This window comes from Methylobacterium sp. WL8 (genome assembly GCF_008040045.1).
GTDB lineage: Bacteria > Pseudomonadota > Alphaproteobacteria > Rhizobiales > Beijerinckiaceae > Methylobacterium > Methylobacterium cerastii.
In genome coordinates, this window is record NZ_VRVF01000012.1 from 63,985 (window position 1) to 79,423 (window position 15,439).

Annotated in this window: 12 protein-coding genes and 1 tRNA gene; 7 read left to right on the forward strand and 6 right to left on the reverse strand. The window is 69.5% G+C overall.

Annotated features, from left to right (window positions below):
- The 3 genes from rpe to FV234_RS07020 all read right to left on the reverse strand — a co-directional run bounded on the left by rpe (window position 1) and on the right by FV234_RS07020 (window position 2,740).
- Window positions 1–687, reverse strand: coding sequence for a ribulose-phosphate 3-epimerase (rpe, locus tag FV234_RS07010; RefSeq protein ID WP_147828519.1), 687 nt, complete (start codon window positions 685–687; stop codon window positions 1–3).
- 108 nt (window positions 688–795) lie between these two features.
- Window positions 796–1,656, reverse strand: a complete 861-nt coding sequence (locus FV234_RS07015; RefSeq protein WP_147828520.1) for a phosphoribulokinase — start codon at window positions 1,654–1,656, stop codon at window positions 796–798.
- A gap of 25 nt (window positions 1,657–1,681) precedes the next feature.
- On the reverse strand, window positions 1,682–2,740 hold the full coding sequence (locus FV234_RS07020; RefSeq protein ID WP_147828521.1) for a class 1 fructose-bisphosphatase: 1,059 nt from the start codon (window positions 2,738–2,740) through the stop codon (window positions 1,682–1,684).
- 188 nt (window positions 2,741–2,928) lie between these two features.
- Here FV234_RS07020 and FV234_RS07025 point away from each other — a divergent pair, with 188 nt between their 5' ends.
- Both FV234_RS07025 and FV234_RS07030 read left to right on the forward strand, forming a co-directional pair.
- A complete protein-coding gene (locus FV234_RS07025; RefSeq protein WP_147761967.1) occupies window positions 2,929–3,891 on the forward strand; it encodes a LysR family transcriptional regulator in 963 nt (320 codons plus the stop codon).
- Window positions 3,888–5,120, forward strand: a complete 1,233-nt coding sequence (locus FV234_RS07030; RefSeq protein WP_147828522.1) for an FAD-dependent oxidoreductase — start codon at window positions 3,888–3,890, stop codon at window positions 5,118–5,120. Before FV234_RS07025 ends, FV234_RS07030 begins: the two co-directional genes overlap by 4 nt.
- Before the next feature lie 103 nt (window positions 5,121–5,223).
- On the opposite strand, the gene FV234_RS07035 is transcribed toward FV234_RS07030, so the two are convergent.
- Complete coding sequence (locus FV234_RS07035; protein ID WP_147828523.1) at window positions 5,224–5,406, reverse strand: hypothetical protein; 183 nt, start codon at window positions 5,404–5,406, stop codon at window positions 5,224–5,226.
- 190 nt (window positions 5,407–5,596) lie between these two features.
- On the opposite strand from FV234_RS07035, the gene FV234_RS07040 reads away from it, so the two are divergent.
- Window positions 5,597–6,808: an efflux RND transporter periplasmic adaptor subunit gene (locus tag FV234_RS07040; protein ID WP_147828524.1), complete on the forward strand. Its 1,212-nt coding sequence runs from the start codon at window positions 5,597–5,599 to the stop codon at window positions 6,806–6,808.
- A gap of 9 nt (window positions 6,809–6,817) precedes the next feature.
- The gene (locus tag FV234_RS07045; protein ID WP_147828525.1) at window positions 6,818–9,961 is read left to right on the forward strand and encodes an efflux RND transporter permease subunit; all 3,144 of its coding nucleotides are present in this window, start codon (window positions 6,818–6,820) and stop codon (window positions 9,959–9,961) included.
- Window positions 9,962–10,004: 43 nt separating this feature from the next.
- Here the strand turns inward: FV234_RS07045 and FV234_RS07050 are convergent, their stop codons facing one another.
- The gene (locus FV234_RS07050) at window positions 10,005–10,796 is read right to left on the reverse strand and encodes an ABC transporter substrate-binding protein (RefSeq protein WP_147828526.1); all 792 of its coding nucleotides are present in this window, start codon (window positions 10,794–10,796) and stop codon (window positions 10,005–10,007) included.
- A 228-nt stretch (window positions 10,797–11,024) separates the two neighbouring features.
- Here FV234_RS07050 and FV234_RS07055 point away from each other — a divergent pair, with 228 nt between their 5' ends.
- The 3 genes from FV234_RS07055 (at window position 11,025) to FV234_RS07065 (ending at window position 13,752) form a co-directional block, all read left to right on the forward strand.
- Window positions 11,025–11,771 (forward strand): TetR/AcrR family transcriptional regulator, encoded by a 747-nt coding sequence (locus FV234_RS07055; RefSeq protein WP_187273605.1) that lies wholly within the window; start codon window positions 11,025–11,027, stop codon window positions 11,769–11,771.
- 160 nt (window positions 11,772–11,931) lie between these two features.
- A tRNA-Leu gene (locus FV234_RS07060) sits at window positions 11,932–12,016 on the forward strand.
- Between the two features lie 86 nt (window positions 12,017–12,102).
- Window positions 12,103–13,752: a DUF6538 domain-containing protein gene (locus FV234_RS07065; RefSeq protein WP_147828527.1), complete on the forward strand. Its 1,650-nt coding sequence runs from the start codon at window positions 12,103–12,105 to the stop codon at window positions 13,750–13,752.
- Between the two features lie 778 nt (window positions 13,753–14,530).
- Here FV234_RS07065 and FV234_RS07070 read toward each other — a convergent pair.
- The gene (locus tag FV234_RS07070) at window positions 14,531–15,394 is read right to left on the reverse strand and encodes a zincin-like metallopeptidase domain-containing protein (RefSeq protein ID WP_147828528.1); all 864 of its coding nucleotides are present in this window, start codon (window positions 15,392–15,394) and stop codon (window positions 14,531–14,533) included.
- Window positions 15,395–15,439: the final 45 nt, after the last annotated feature.

A 15,439-nucleotide genomic window follows, 5' to 3' on the forward strand; every position in this document is an offset into this window, starting at 1 on the left:
TCAGCATGCGATCGATCCGCCGCCCGCGGCCTCGGCGCCGGCCCGGATCGCGGCGATCCGTTCGGCGTAGCGGTCCGGCCCGTCCTTGAACACCGCGTTGCCGGCCACGAACACGTTGGCGCCGGCCGCCGCCGCGCGGCCGACCGTGTCGGCGTCCACCCCGCCGTCGACCTGGATGTCGATGGCGCGGCCAGCACACATCGCCTTCACGCGCGCCACCGTCTCGAGCGCGCTGCCGATGAAGCTCTGGCCGCCGAAGCCCGGGTTCACCGTCATCACCAGCACCATGTCGACGAGGTCGAGGAGCGGCTCGACCATCGCGGCGGGCGTGCCGGGGTTCAGCGCGATGCCGGCGCGCTTGCCCAAGCCCCGGATGGTCTGGAGCGAGCGGTGGCTGTGCGGCCCGGCCTCGACATGCACGGTGATGCCGTCGGCGCCGGCCTCGGCGAAGGCCGCGAGATAGGGGTCGGCCGGCGCGATCATCAGGTGGACGTCGAAGAACTTCCTGGAGTGCGGGCGCAGCGCCTTCACCACCGGCGGCCCGAAGGTGATGTTGGGCACGAAGTGCCCGTCCATCACGTCGAGGTGGATCCAGTCGCCGCCTGCCGCGTCCACGGCACGGGTCTCCTCGGCCAGCCGCGCGAAGTCGGCCGAGAGGATCGAGGGGGCGATGATGGCCTTCGGCATGGCACGGGTTCCGAATCGCGACGGGGACGTGACCCCTCGCGTAGGCTGATGATGGGTCGGGAAGGCCGGCCTGACCAGCCGGACTTCCGTCTGCGACGATCCGTTCGTTCAGGCGAGTCGCCGCTTGCGCTCGACGAGTTGCATGATGATCGGCGTGAGGATGAGCTGCATCGCCAAGTCGAGCTTGCCGCCCGGGATGACGATCGAGTTCGCCCGACTCATGAAGCTGCCCTCCAGCATCGAACGCAGGTACGAGAAGTCGATGCCCTTCGGGTCCTTGAAGCGGATCACCACCATCGATTCGTCGGCCGTCGGAATCCAGCGGGCGATGAACGGGTTCGAGGTGTCGACGGTGGGCACCCGCTGGAAGTTGATGTCGGTCCACGAGAATTGCGGGCAGATCGTCTGCACGTAGTCCGGCATCCGCCGCAGGATCACGTCGGTCACCGCATCGGTCGAGTAGCCGCGGAACGAGCGGTCCCGGTGCAGCTTCTGGATCCATTCGAGGTTGATCACCGGCACGACGCCGATCTTCAGGTCGGGGTACCTGGCCAGGTCCAGGCTCTGGTCGACGACGCAGCCGTGCAGGCCTTCGTAGAACAGCAGGTCTGAGCCGGGCTCGAAATCCTCCCACTCCGTGAAGCTGCCCTGCGGCCGCCCGTAGCGCGCGGCGTCCTCGACGTCGTGCACGTAGTGCCGGGTCCGGCCGCGCCCGGATTCGCCGTAGGTGCGGAACACCTCCTCCAACTCGGGCAGGAGGTTGGCGCGCGGCGCGAAGTGCGAGAGCGTCGGCTCCGCCGCCATCATCGCGTGCATGGTCTCCCGGTCGAACGCGTGGAAGCCGTCGCCCTCGATGTAGACCGCGGAGACGTCCTCGCGCCGGAAGATCTGCTCGAAGGTGTTGCGCACGGAGGTCGTGCCGGCCCCCGAGGAGCCGGTGACCGAGATGATGGGATGCCGCGCCGACATGGGGGCTACCGCGCGATCGGGTCGATCACGAGCGCATCAGCCCGCGCTGGCCGAACAGGGGGGAGCGCCCGGCGGCGTGGTTGCGCCCGTCGTAGTACTTGGCGACGCTGGCGACCTCCTCGACGGAGCCGAAGACCAGCGGCACGCGCTCGTGGATGCCGGTGGCGGCGATGTCGAGGATGCGGCGCTCGCCGTCGGTGGCGCCGGCGCCGGCCTGCTCCATCAGCATGGCGATCGGGGCGGCCTCGTAGAGCAGGCGCAGGCGCCCCTGCGCGTAGCCCTTGCGGCCGTCGCCCGGGTACAGGAACACGCCGCCGCGCATCAGCACGCGCTGCGCGTCGGCCACCAGCGAGCCGAGCCAGCGCATGTTGTAGTCCTTGTCGTGCGGCCCTTCGGCGCCGCGCAGGCAATCCTCGACGAAGGCCTTGATCGGGCCGTCCCAGTGCCGGGCGTTCGAGGCGTTGATCGCGTATTCCTTGGCGGCCGCCGGCACTTCCAGCGCGGCATGCGTCAGCCGGAAGGCCCGCTGGTCACGGTCGAGCACGTAGACCTGCGTGCCGTGGCCGAGCGTCAGGATCAGGGCCGTCGCCGGGCCGTAGGTGACGAAGCCCGCCGCCGTCTGCGCCGTGCCGGGCGTGGTGAAGGAGGCGATCGGGTCGCCCTCTGCCGTCACCGCCGGGCGGATGCCGAAGATGGTGCCGACCGCCATGTTCACGCCGATGTTCGACGAGCCGTCGAGCGGGTCGATCGCGACCGCGAGCGGCGCCCCGGCGTTGAGGTGCATCACGCCCTCGGCCTCCTCGGAGGCGACCTCGGCGACCGGCGCGGCCTGCAGCGCCTCGGTGACGCGCTGGTGGGCGATCACGTCGAGCGCCTTCTGCACGTCGCCGTCGCTGTTGTGCTCGCCCGCCGCCGCGAGGTCGCCGCCGAGCGCCCCGCGCCCGATGACCTCGCTGATGTCGATCGACGCGGCCGCGATCGCGGCGATCACGGCGGCGGTGTCGGCCAAGTGCGGCTCCGCCGCGACGGCGGCGGCGAGGCATGCATCGAGCCGCGATCCGAGTGCCGGTGAACCTATCGACATCCGCTTGCCCCTCCGCCCAGAATCTCGTTGCGCCCGCCATCCGGAGCCGGCGCCCGCCGCACGCTTTACCCGCCGGACGGTCGGCAGGATACCGCACGGGCCCGGCCGTTCACCAGGGAGCGGTGCAGGGCGGGGCCAAGAAATCTAAAACTTCTTGCGGCCGATTACAAAAAAACTAAAAACAGCGCATGCGCAACCTGTCTCTCAAGCAACTTCAGGCGGTCGCCGCGGTGGCCAGGCTCGGCACCATGACGCGGGCCGCCCAAGAGCTCAACGTGACCTCGGCGGCTCTGTACGCCCGCATCCGACAATTGGAGGAGGAGGCGGGCCTGCTGCTGTTCGACCGGACGCCGACCGGCCTGAAGCCGACCGATGCGGGGCGCGAGATGCTCTGGGCGATCGACAGCATCAACACCGTGCTCGAGACCTGCGCCGACAAGCTCCGCATCCTCAAGGGCGGCGCCGGCGGCCGGGTGACGCTGGGCGTGGTCTCCACCGCCAAGTACTTCGCGCCGCAGGTGATCGCCGGATTCGTCAAGAGCCACACCGGCGTCGAGATCAACCTCTCGGTGCGCAACCGCGGCAACACGGTCGAGGCCCTGCGCAACTACGAGATCGACTTCGCGATCATGGGCCGGCCGCCGCGCGACTTCGCGATCGAGGCCGAGATCTTCGGGCCGCACCCGCTGGTGCTGATCGCCGACCCGAACCACCCGCTCGCCGGCCGCCGCGGGCTGACCAAGGCCGACATCGCCGAGGAGGCCTACCTCGTGCGCGAGGACGGCTCGGGCACCCGCACGGTGTTCGAGGAGTTCATGAACGGCATCATCATCAAGCGGGCGAAGCTCGGGATCGATTCCGGTTCGAACGAGACGATCAAGCAGGCGGTGATGGCCGGCCTCGGGATCGCGCTGCTCTCCGCCCACACGGTCGCCGCCGAAGTCGAGGCCGGCCGCCTCGTGCTCCTCGACGTGCAGGGCCTGCCGATCCGGCGCGACTGGTACGCGGTTCGCCGGGCCGACAAGGTCCTGGGGCCGGCCGCCGCCGCGTTCTGGGAGTACCTGATGCAGGACGGCGCCCGCTGGCTCCCGGGCGTCGACCTGCTCGGCGCGGGCGCGCTCGCCTCGGTCGGCGCCGGAGCTCGGGCGTGAGCGCCGGCCTCGTCGTCGTCGGGGGCGGGCAGGCGGGCTTCCAGGTCGCCGCGTCCCTGCGGGAGGCCGGGTTCGCCGACCCCGTCACGATCGTCGGCGACGAGCCGGGCCTGCCGTATCAGCGGCCGCCGCTGTCGAAGGCCTACCTCGCCGGCAAGGCCGACGCCGAGGGTCTGAGATTGCGGCCCGACGCCTACTTCGCCGAGCACCGCATCGCGGTCCGTTCGGGGACCCGCGCCGTCGCGATCGACCGGGAGGCGCGGACGCTGCGGCTCGGCGACGGAAGCGACCTCGCCTACGGCCACCTCGTCCTCGCCACCGGCGCGCGCAACCGCCCGCTGCCGGTGCCGGGCGCCGACCTGCCGGGCGTGCGCCAGCTGCGCGACCTCGCCGACGCGGACGCCCTGCGCGCCGCCCTCGAGACCGCGCGACGCGTCGTCGTGGTCGGCGCCGGCTTCATCGGCCTCGAATTCGCGGCCGTCGCCGCGACCCGCGGCCTCGACGTGACCCTGATCGAGGCAGCAGACCGGCCGATGGCGCGCGCGGTCTCGGGGGAAACCGGGGCGTTCTTCCGCGTTGCGCACGAAAACCTCGGCGTCCGCTTCGCCTTCGGCGCCGGCGTCGTCGCGATCACGGGGGAGGGGGGCCGCGCCGTCGCCATCCGCCTCTCGGACGGGCAGGAAATGCCGGCCGACCTCGTCGTGGTCGGCATTGGCGTGTTGCCGAACCAGGAGCTCGCCGCGGAGGCCGGCCTGTCGGTCGCCGACGGCATCCGCGTCGACGCCTTCCTCGGCACGGACGACCCCGCCATCTCGGCCGTCGGCGATTGCACCCGCCACCCGAGCGTCTTCGCCGCCGGTCTGTCCGCCGACGGCACCGTGCGGATCGAATCGGTGCAGAACGCGATCGACCAGGGCCGGTGCCTCGCCGCCCGCCTCACCGGGCGCCCCGCGGCCTACGCGGCGCTACCGTGGTTCTGGAGCGACCAGGGCCGCTTCAAGCTCCAGATCGCCGGCTTGTCCGGCCCGTCGGACCAGTCCGTCCGGCGCGGGGAGGGCGAGGCGTTCTCGGTCTTCCGCTACCGCGGCGAGCGCTTGGTCGCAGTCGAGTCGATCAACCGCGCGGGCGACCACATGATCGCCCGCCGCATCCTCGGCGCCGGCCGCACGCCGACCCCGGCTCAGGCCGCCGACCCGACGTTCGACCTCAAGCTTTTCGCGATGGCTTAAGACGCATCGACCCCGCGCGGCCGGGCCGGGCGAGGTCGAACGTTTTTTGGCTGATGCGGCGTGAGCTGCCAGGGACAGGTCTACCGTCGCAGGCGCGGCGTCTTCAGGAAATCAGGTCGAGCCGGGCCGCTTCGAGCCCGTTGCCGCGCACCGATTCCGGCAGCGCGAGGAAGTCGCGGTATCCGGCCTCGCGCGCCATCGCGTCGAGGGCGGTCGCCTCGTTCTCGGCCGAGCCGGTCCACAGGACGACGCCGTTCTTGGTCTGACGAATCTGGAAGATGCTCATGGCAGCCCCGCGGGTGTGGTGATGAAAGCTTAACGTGCTGAATGCGGCCCGGTTGCCGGTATTCCGCGGTCTATTTTCAAGCCTCCACTTCGCGCGTGGGCCGACCGGTCCGTGCCATCAAAACGCCGGGCTGCGCTGCGACACGACCGGCTCGGGCGTGCCCGCGCCTGCCAGCTGGACCACCTCCGTGATGCCATCCTTCGTTGCCGCCCTGCGTGTCGCCGGCCTCGCGGCGGTCCTGTGCGCGGGCGCCGCGCCCGCCGACGCGGTCGAGACCGCCGCCGTGCCCGAGGCGCAGGCCATCGCGCCGGCGATCAGCGTCGTGCCGGCCGAGACCCGCGAGATCGTCGAGCGCGCGGTGATCACCGGCACGCTGGTGCCCCGCGACGAGATTTTGGTCTCGCCCGAGATCGAGGGCTTCCGCATCATCCAGCTTCTGGTGGAGGAGGGCGACCGCGTCGCCGCCGGCCAAGTGCTCGCGCGGCTCTCGACCGAGATGATCGCGACGCAGGAGGCCTCGAACGTCGCGGCCATCGCCCGCGCCGAGGCCGCGATCGTCCAGGCGAAGAGCCAGATCGTCCAGGCGGAAGCTGCGCAGACCGAGGCGCGGCTGTCGCTGGAACGCGCCCAGACCCTGATCAAGACCGGGAACGGCACCGCCGCGATCCTTGAGCAGCGCGTCTCCGCCGCCCAGGGCGCCGACGGCCGGCTCGCCTCCGCCCGCGGTGGCTTGCAAGCCTCCGAGGCCGACCTCGCCACCGCGAAGGCCGCCGGGACCGAGATCGCGCTGAGGCGTGCCCGCACGGCGATCCGTGCACCCGAGGCCGGCATCGTCAACCGCCGCACCGCCCGCGTCGGCGGCACCGCGACCGCCGTCGGCGAGCCGCTGTTCCGCCTGATCGCCCGGGGTGAGATCGAGCTCGAAGGCGAGGTGCCGGAGACCTGGCTGCCGCGGATCATGGTCGGCGACCCCGCCCGCCTCGATCTGGAGGACGGACGCCAGATCGTCGGCAAGGTCCGCCGGGTCTACCCGGAGGTCGACCGGACGACGCGCCTCGGCAAGGTCCGCATCGCGCTCGGCGACGACCCGGCCCTGCGCATCGGCGCCTTCGGCCGCGGCACCGTCGAGGTCGCCCGCCGCACCGGCGTCGCGGTGCCGGTCTCAAGCCTGCTGTTCTCGGCCGACGGCAGCGCCGGCGTCCTCGTGGCGAAGGACGGGCGGGTCGAGGCCCGCAAGGTGATGCCCGGCCTGTCCGCCGCCGGCTTCTCGGAAATCCGCAGCGGCCTGTCCGCCGGGGAGGCCGTCGTCGCCCGCGCCGGAAGCTTCCTGCGCGACGGCGACCGGGTACGGGCCGTGCCGCCCGAGGCCGTGACGCCGCTCGCCGACGCGACGGCGCGGTAGGGCCGCCCCATGCGCCTCAACATCTCCGCCTGGTCGATCCGCAGGCCGCTGCCGTCGATCGTGCTGTTCCTCGTGCTGATGCTGCTCGGCTTCGTCAGCTTCCGCTCGCTGCCGATCACGCGCTTCCCGAACATCGACATCCCGATCGTCTCGGTGACGATCACCCAGTCGGGCGCCGCCCCGTCCGAGCTTCAGACCCAGGTCACGAAGTGGGTCGAGGATTCGGTGGCCGGCGTGAAGGGCGTCAAGCACATCCTCTCGACCATCACCGAGGGCTCGTCGGTCACCACCATCGAGTTCCGGCTCGAGGTGAACACCGACCGCGCGGTCAACGACGTCAAGGATGCCGTCTCGAAGGTCCGCCTCAACCTGCCGCGGACCATCGACGAGCCGATCATCAACCGCGTCGAGATCGCCGGCCTGCCGATCATGGTCTACGGCGCCTCGGCGCCGGCGATGACGCCCGAGGACCTGTCGTGGTTCGTGGACGACGTGGTCGCCCGGTCGATCCAGGGCGTCCGCGGCGTCGGCGGCGTCGAACGCCTCGGCGGCGTCGCCCGCGAGGTCCGCGTGACGCTGAAGCCCGACCGGCTGCTGGCGCTCGGCATCACCGCGGCCGACGTGAACCGGCAATTGCGCCTGACCTCGGCCGACATGGCGGGCGGGCGCGGCGAGATCGGCGGGCAGGAGCAGTCGATCCGTACGCTGGCGGCGTCGGCCACCCTCGACACCCTCGGCGCCACGTCGATCGTCGTCACCGGCAACCGCAAGGTGCGCCTCGACGAGCTCGCGACGCTGACCGACACCGCCGAGGAGCCGCGCACCTTCGCCCGCTTCAACGGCGAGCCGGTGGTCGCCTTCGCGATCTCGCGCTCGGCGGGCGCGAGCGACGCCGACGTCTCGGTCGGCGTCGCCGACCGGATCGCGGCCCTGCATGCCGCCAACCCGGGCGTGCGCTTCGACCTGATCGACACCTCCGTCACCAACACCGTCGGCAACTACCATTCGGCGATGCTGGGGCTGCTCGAAGGCTCGGCGCTCGCGGTCATCGTCGTGCTGCTGTTCCTGAAGGATTGGCGCGCGACGCTGATCGCGGCGGTGGCGCTGCCGCTCTCCGTGCTGCCGACCTTCTGGGTGATGAGCACGCTGGGCTTCTCGCTCAACGCCGTGAGCCTTCTGGCGATCACGCTGGTCACCGGCATCCTGGTCGACGACGCCATCGTCGAGATCGAGAACATCGTCCGCCACATGCGGATGGGGAAGTCGCCCTACCGCGCGGCCTTGGAGGCCGCCGACGAGATCGGGCTTGCCGTCATCGCCATCACCGCGACGATCATCGCGATCTTCGCCCCCGTCTCGTTCATGGGCGGCATCGCCGGGCAGTACTTCAAGCAGTTCGGCCTCACGATCGCGGCGGCCGTGTTCATGTCGCTGCTGGTCGCGCGTCTGATCACCCCGCTGCTCGCCGCCTACTTCCTGCGCGACCACGGGCCGGAGGACACGCGCGAAGGCGTCGTCATGCGCGGCTACACCCGCTTGGTGGCGTGGTCGGTCCGGCACAAGTTCGTCACCCTCGTGGCGGGGCTGGCGTGCTTCGCCGCCTCGATCATGTCGACCGGCCTGCTGCCCTCCGGCTTCCTGCCGGCCGAGGACGCCGCCCGCACCCTGTTCGTGGTCGAGCTGCCGCCCGGCGCCCGGCTCGCCGAGACGACGCGGGTGACCGACGCCCTCGTGGACAAGATCCGCACGCTGCCCGAGGTGCGCAGCGTGTTCGTGGATGGCGGCCGGCAGCTGCCGGGCAAGAAGGAGGTCCGGCTCGCCTCGCTGACCATCAACCTGACGCCGAAGAACACCCGCCACCGCACGCAGAAGGAGGTCGACGTCGCCGTCGGCGCCATCCTGCGGCAGCAGCCCGACATCCGGTTCTGGGCGTTGCGCGAGGGCGGCCAGCGCGACCTCGCGCTGATCATCGCCGGGCCGGACAAGGCGGTGGTCGCCGACGTGTCCCAGCGCCTCCAGCGCGAGGCGGCCGGTGTGCCCCACCTCGTCAACGTGATCTCGACCGCGCCGCTCGACCGCACCGAGATCCGCATCCGCCCCAAGGCCGGGGTCGCCGCCGACCTCGGCGTCTCGACCGACCTCATCGCCGAGACGGTGCGCGTCGGCACCATCGGCGACATCGGCGCCAACCTCGCCAAGTTCAACGCCCGGGACCGGCAGGTGCCGATCCGGGTGCAGCTGCCCGACCGCCTGCGCGGCGACCTCGCCCAGCTCGAGACCCTCAAGGTCCCGGTCAAGGGCGGCGCCGCTGTGCCGCTCTCGACGGTGGCCGACCTCTCCCTCGGCCAGGGTCCGACGGCGATCGACCGCTACGACCGGGCGATCCGCGTGGCGTTGGAGGGCGACATGCAGGGCTCCGACGCGCTGGGCTCCCTGATCGACCAGGTCATGCAGCTGCCCACCGCCAAGAGCCTGCCGCCCGGCGTGACCATCAGCCAGACCGGCGACGCCGAGGTGATGGGCGAGGTGTTCTCCGGCTTCGCCCTGGCCATGGGCGCCGGGCTGATGATGGTGTTCGGCGTGCTGATCCTGCTGTTCGGCTCGTTCCTGCAGCCGATGACGATCCTGTTCTCGTTGCCGCTCTCGATCGGCGGCGCGATCCTCGGGCTGCTGGTGTTCCACAAGCCGATCTCGATGCCCGTCGTCATCGGCATCCTGATGCTGATGGGCGTGGTGACGAAGAACGCGATCATGCTCGTCGACTTCGCCGTCGAGGAGATGAGCCGCGGCGTCGACCGCGCCACCGCGATCATCGATGCGGGCCGCAAGCGCGCCCGGCCGATCGTGATGACCACCATCGCCATGGCCGCCGGCATGGTGCCCTCGGCGATGGCTTTGGGCATCGGCGGCGAGTTCCGCGCTCCGATGGCGATCGCGGTGATCGGCGGCCTCATCGTCTCCACCGGCCTCTCGCTGGTCTTCGTGCCGGCGATCTTCGTGCTGATGGACGACCTCTCCCGCCTGATCGTGCGCCTGTTCGCGCGCTTCGTCGGCGAGCGCGACGACCCGGAAGACGCAGGGCTCACATCCCCGGCGAGACCCGCCAACGACGGGCGGACCTACCCGTCGCCGCCGCGGGTGGCGGCGGAGTAGGCGAGGGGCCGCAGGCGCGCCTCCCCGGCAGAGACCCTGATGCTCACTCGGCCGGCGCCACCGTCGCCGCCTGGCCGTTGGCGTCCAGCGCTTTCGCCACGAAGCCGTCGGCCTTCATCGCCTCGACGAACCGGCGCAGGTAGGCCGCCCCCGCGTCCCGGCCCTTCGGCACGCCCATCGCCTGAGCGATCTCCATGAAGCGGCCCGGCAGCATGCGCACTTGGGGATGCGCGGCGGCGTAGGCCTCCAGCGGCTGGCGGACGTTGGCCGCCACCTCGAGCCCGGATTCGGCGAAGAGGGCGATCGCAGCCGGCGAGGTGCGCGCGCGCACGAGGGTGGCGTGGCGGATGGTGCGGCTCAAGTACAGGTCGTAGGCGCTGCCCCGGCCGACCGCGATGCGCACGCCGTCCCGGTCGACTGCATCCAGCGCGCGGATCGGCGAGGCGGCGGGTACGAGGTAGCCGCCCTCGATCACGAGGTAGGGCGCGGTGAAGACGATACCCTCGGCGCGCTTCGGGTCGCGTGCGAGGAAGCAGACGTCCCAGGCGCCGCTCGCCGCCGCCTCCGAGACCGCGCCGGCGCTGTCGTAGGGCACGAGGACCAGCGGCACGCCGATCCGCTCCGAAAGAGCGCGCGCGAGGTCGACCGAGACGCCGGACAGCGCGCCGTCCGCCCCCTTGCGCGCCAGCACCGCGTTGCCGAGGTTGATCGCCGCCCGGAGCGTGCCTGTCGGCGCAAGATCCCGGGCGAGATCCCGGGCGATCGCGGCATCCTCGGCCTGCGCCGCCGGGGCGAGGAAGACGGCGAGGACGAACATGGCCCAGACGATCCGCATGTAACCCCCCGATCCCGGCGTTTCTGAAGGATACCGCGTCTCGCCCGTCCCCGTCATATCCGTCGTTCCCGGGCCGTCATGCGGCAAGCGCGCACAAAGGCACTGCCCTCGTCCGCCCGCATCCCTACATAGGATGGGAAGCAGGATCGGGTGCCAGCGCATCGATCGCCCTTACGCGGCGCGCGTCCCATCGGGCGTCGCGCCCACGACAAGCCAGGAGCAGGCCGCATGACCGAGACAGCAGGCTCGCCAAAGAAGGGCCGCAAGCCGGCCCAGCCGAGCGCTCACCCCGAGGCGCCGACGCTGCCCCCGCGCGAGGCGGCGATGGAGGCGCTGATGCGGCTCGCGGCCGAGCAGCCCTGGAACGACATCGAGGTCGGCGACATCGCCCGCGAGGCCGGTCTGAGCCTCGCGGAGCTGCGCGACCTGTTCCCCTCGAAGGGCGCCGTCCTCGGCGGTCTCGCCCGGATCATCGACCGCAAGGTTCTGGAGGACGACGGCTCGGACCTCGCCGAGGAGCCGACGCGCGAGCGCCTGTTCGACGTGCTGATGCGCCGCCTCGACGCGATGACGCCGTACAAGCCGGCGCTGCGGCGCATCGCCTACGCCCTCCGCGGCGATCCGCTTTCAATGCTGGCGCTGAACGGCGTGGCGCTGAACTCGCACCGCTACATGCTGGCGGCGGCCGGGATCGACACGGAAGGCCCCCTCGGCCGGCTCAAGCTCCAAGGCGTGGTGATCGCCTTCGCCCGCGTCACCGAGACCTGGCTCGACGACGACGACCCGGCGCTGGCCCGGACGATGGCCCGCCTCGACAAGGAGATCCGCAGCGGCGAACGCTTCATGGAGCGCGCCGAGGACGCCCGCCGCCTCGCCGCCCCGTTCCGTGCCCTCGGACGCTCCCTGCTCGACCGCCGATCGAACCGCACGCGGGTACCGGACGCGGAGGATGCCGAGCCGGCAGCACAAATCTGAGATGCCGGCTCCCGGCGCAGCGGACCACGACCCGACCGGCGCCCCGCCGGAACGGGCCGTGGGGGTATCGGACCGACGAGTGCCCGCGATGCGGAATCCCGATTGACGCCACCGACGCCACCCCCTAAACGAGCCTTCGTCGGCGCCGAGCGCCCGACGAGCCCAGGTGGCGGAATTGGTAGACGCGCTGGTTTCAGGTACCAGTCTTGCAAGAGGTGAAGGTTCGAGTCCTTTCCTGGGCACCATCAGCTGGCTAAGCCGCTGATCCGCAAAAACGTTCAGTAAAATCATGTGGTTGGCCGGGCCCTTGTGCTACACAAGGGTGCTACACATGGTCCTTCGTATGGCTCGGCCTCAACTTCATTCCCGCACGAAGACGTACTGGTTCCGGAAACGCGTTCCGGCCGACCTCGTGGCTATCGCTGGCAAGAAGGAAGAGTTCTTCAGCCTACATACCCGCGACCCGATAGAGGCGAAGCGGCGGTACGCCGAGGAGCTGGTCAAGCTCGAGCAACGCTGGGCGTCGCTGCGAACCGGTCCCCGCAGTCTGACCGAAGAGGAAGCGCATACCCTTGCTCGCGACGTGCACGACGGCTGGCTTGCTCAGCATCGTGCCGAGCCGAGCCGCCAAGATTACTGGCCCGTTTCGATCGGCAAGAAGGTATTCGGTCCGCCGATCCCCGTTGATATGGCTAAGTACGGCACGCCAGAATTTTGGAGCCTCGACCCCGACCTCGCGAAGGTGATGGAGTTGGAGGCGTGGTGCCGAGGCTTTGCCGACCATGTCCTCAAGGAACGCGGGCTCGTTGTAGATGACGGGGGCCGGCAGAAGCTGGCCAAAGCGATCGCGGGAGCCGTGCAGCGGGCGAGCGAGACCTTGGTGCGCATCGCCAAAGGAGAACTGATCCCGGATGGCATGCCGACGGTGATTCCGTCGATGCGGCAGCCTGCGCCGATCTCGTCGCAGACGAACCCGCCAGCGGCGACGAGCAAGCCGGGAACATCCGGGAAGACCAAGGTCACGCTCACGAGCCTCGTGGAGGCGTGGTGGATCGAGGCCGAGAAGGCGAACAGGACGTCCTCTACCCGTGAGTCCTACACCAACACGATGCGCACCTTCGTCGCCTATCTGAAGCACGACGATGCCCCGCGGGTGAGCCCGGAGGACGTGATCGCTTTCAAGGATCACCGCCTGTCCAGCCGCAAGCGTGACGGCAAGCTAATCTCGGCACGGACGGTGAAGAACAGCGATCTGGCCGGCCTAAAGACGGTGTTCGGCTTTGCCGTTGCGAATCGTCTCCTGCCCAGCAACCCTGCTAAAGACGTGAAGGTGCAGACTCCCCGGGTCATCCTTATGCGAGATAAGGACTTCACTAAGGACGAGGCACTTCGCATCCTGCGCGCGACCCGGACCCATGAGCGTGGACGGGAGTTCGCCACGACCTACGCCGCCAAGCGCTGGGTACCCTGGCTTCTGGCCTTCAGCGGGGGCCGGGTGGGCGAGTTCGTGCAGATGCGTCGGCAAGACGTGCGTCAGGTCGAGGTCGAAGGTTATGCCGACCCTGTCTGGGTAATGACGATCACACCCGACGCCGGCACGGTGAAGACCAAGATGGCCCGGCCAGTTCCCGTTCATCCGCAGCTCATCGCGCTGGGTTTTATAGACTTCGTCCAAGAGGCCAAGGCGGATCACCTGTTTCTCGTGCCCAAGCCGACTGGCGACATCGAAGGCCCACGCCAGACCGTCAAGAATCGTCTGGCCGAGTTCGTGCGGGAGCTGGTGTCTGACGAAGGCGTGTCACCAAACCACGGCTGGCGACATCGCTTTCGCACGGAGGCGGTGAGCGTCGGCATCGAGGACAGTGTCATCGACGCGATCGGAGGATGGGTGTCACCGAGCGTTGGACGTCGCTACGGCAGTATTTCTTTGAAGGCCCGTACGGATGCGGTGATGAAGCTGCCCCGTTACAAGCTTGACTGAAAGCGGTAGATAAGCCGTTCGCCCTCAGAAACGGAATGTCGACGGATAGTTTCGGAGCGGATCGAGGCTAAACACTCGATGAGAATGCATAAAACGTTCGAACTGCGGACTGCGGACTCAGCCTCGAGGTCCATAGGCAGGTAGGGAAGCAACCTCGGCCAGGATCAGCCGTAGCTCCCGCCAGGGGGAGGTATCGGCGAAACTCGGGCCGGTCTGATCCAGGGCAAGCAGGACGAGCAACTTGAGCGAGATGGCTCTGGGGTTCGTTGCCGGCGTCGACGTAGCACGGCGCCGATGGTGCATACCGCCCTGGCGACCTGTTCCGCATGCTGGATGGCGTCCGTGAGGCCGAGTTCGAGGACGGCAGCGTTCCAGATGCGTTGACGCCGACGAAGCTGGCGTGTGAGGCGACGAGTGTGACGGTGGGGTAATTTGGCTCGGTCGATGGACCAGGGGTCGGCGGCGCACCGTGCCAGCTGTTTGGGGGATGAAGGGAGCCGAACACGGGGGTAGCAGATTTCGGCGACAAGACGAGCCTCGAGGCGGTCGATCCGTGCCAGGGCCCGTTCGTGGGCAGCGGTGATTTCTTCGAACTGGCGGAAGAGAGGGTGGAGCGGGTCAGCGTCGCCGCAGGAGGTTTCGGTCGAGCTGAGTACCTCCGTCGGGAGGATGGGCATGGCGGCGAGCAGGGTGAGCAGGGTCTGCCGCGGGGGGCTACGAGATGTTTCAACCTCCGTAGGCCTGGAGGCCAAAACATTGAGATCGAGGGTTTCGTGGCTCATGCCGCGACCCCGACCTTGGTACAGGGTTGCGAGAAGGCCTCGAGGAACTGCGCAGCTTTAGAGGCCAAGGAAGCGGCAGTGATGAGCGCCCGGGGATCGTCGCGGACGAGTGGCAGCCAGCCGGCCATGTAGGCGGCGTGGTTGATATGCGGCTCGGGGGCGAGGCCCAGGCCAGCCATGACGAAGGCGGCGCCGAGTTCAGCGACCAGTTCTTCAGCGGCGTAGGCACGAGTAGCAAAGCGGGTGTTGAGCCGCCTGTCGAGGCGATGCGGAGCCCCAGTCCAATGGATGAGTTCGTGAGCAAGAGTCGCACAGAAGCCGTCTGCCGAATGGAATAGCACCCGATCCGGCATCCGAATCTCGTCGCGGATGGGAAGGTATGCAGCGGATGCGCCCCGGCGGACGTGGGCACCGGTTGCCGTGACGAAACGGTCGAACACCGGATTCGGGTCGATTGGCGTCAGGTGACTTTCTGAAACCTCGGGTGCGCCTTCGACCTGCTCGGCGTTGAAAACGCTTGAGGCGCGAGCGACGAAGCGACGGTCTGCGTTTTCGCCATCCTCGGAAGCACCGGGCAGATCCCGGTAGAAGAGCACGCCGGTGCCACGTTCACCCTTGCGAACTTGAGCCCCCAACTCGGACCACTGCCGGTAGGTCGCCCAGCGGGCATCGACGAAGCCGGCGGATTGACCGCCGCACCAGAGCGTGACGATGTTAATGCCGCGATAAGACCGGCCGGTCAGAGCGTTACAGGGTAGGCCGCCACGAGCGCGGTGCCAGGGACAGACCCAGGAACCTGGGTCTGCGGCTTCGATCTGACGAAGGATGACGTCGGTGATGCGCGAGTAGGGATCGACCATGGGCCTGCCTGAGACAAAGCCGCGATGCAGCGGACAGGCAAAGCT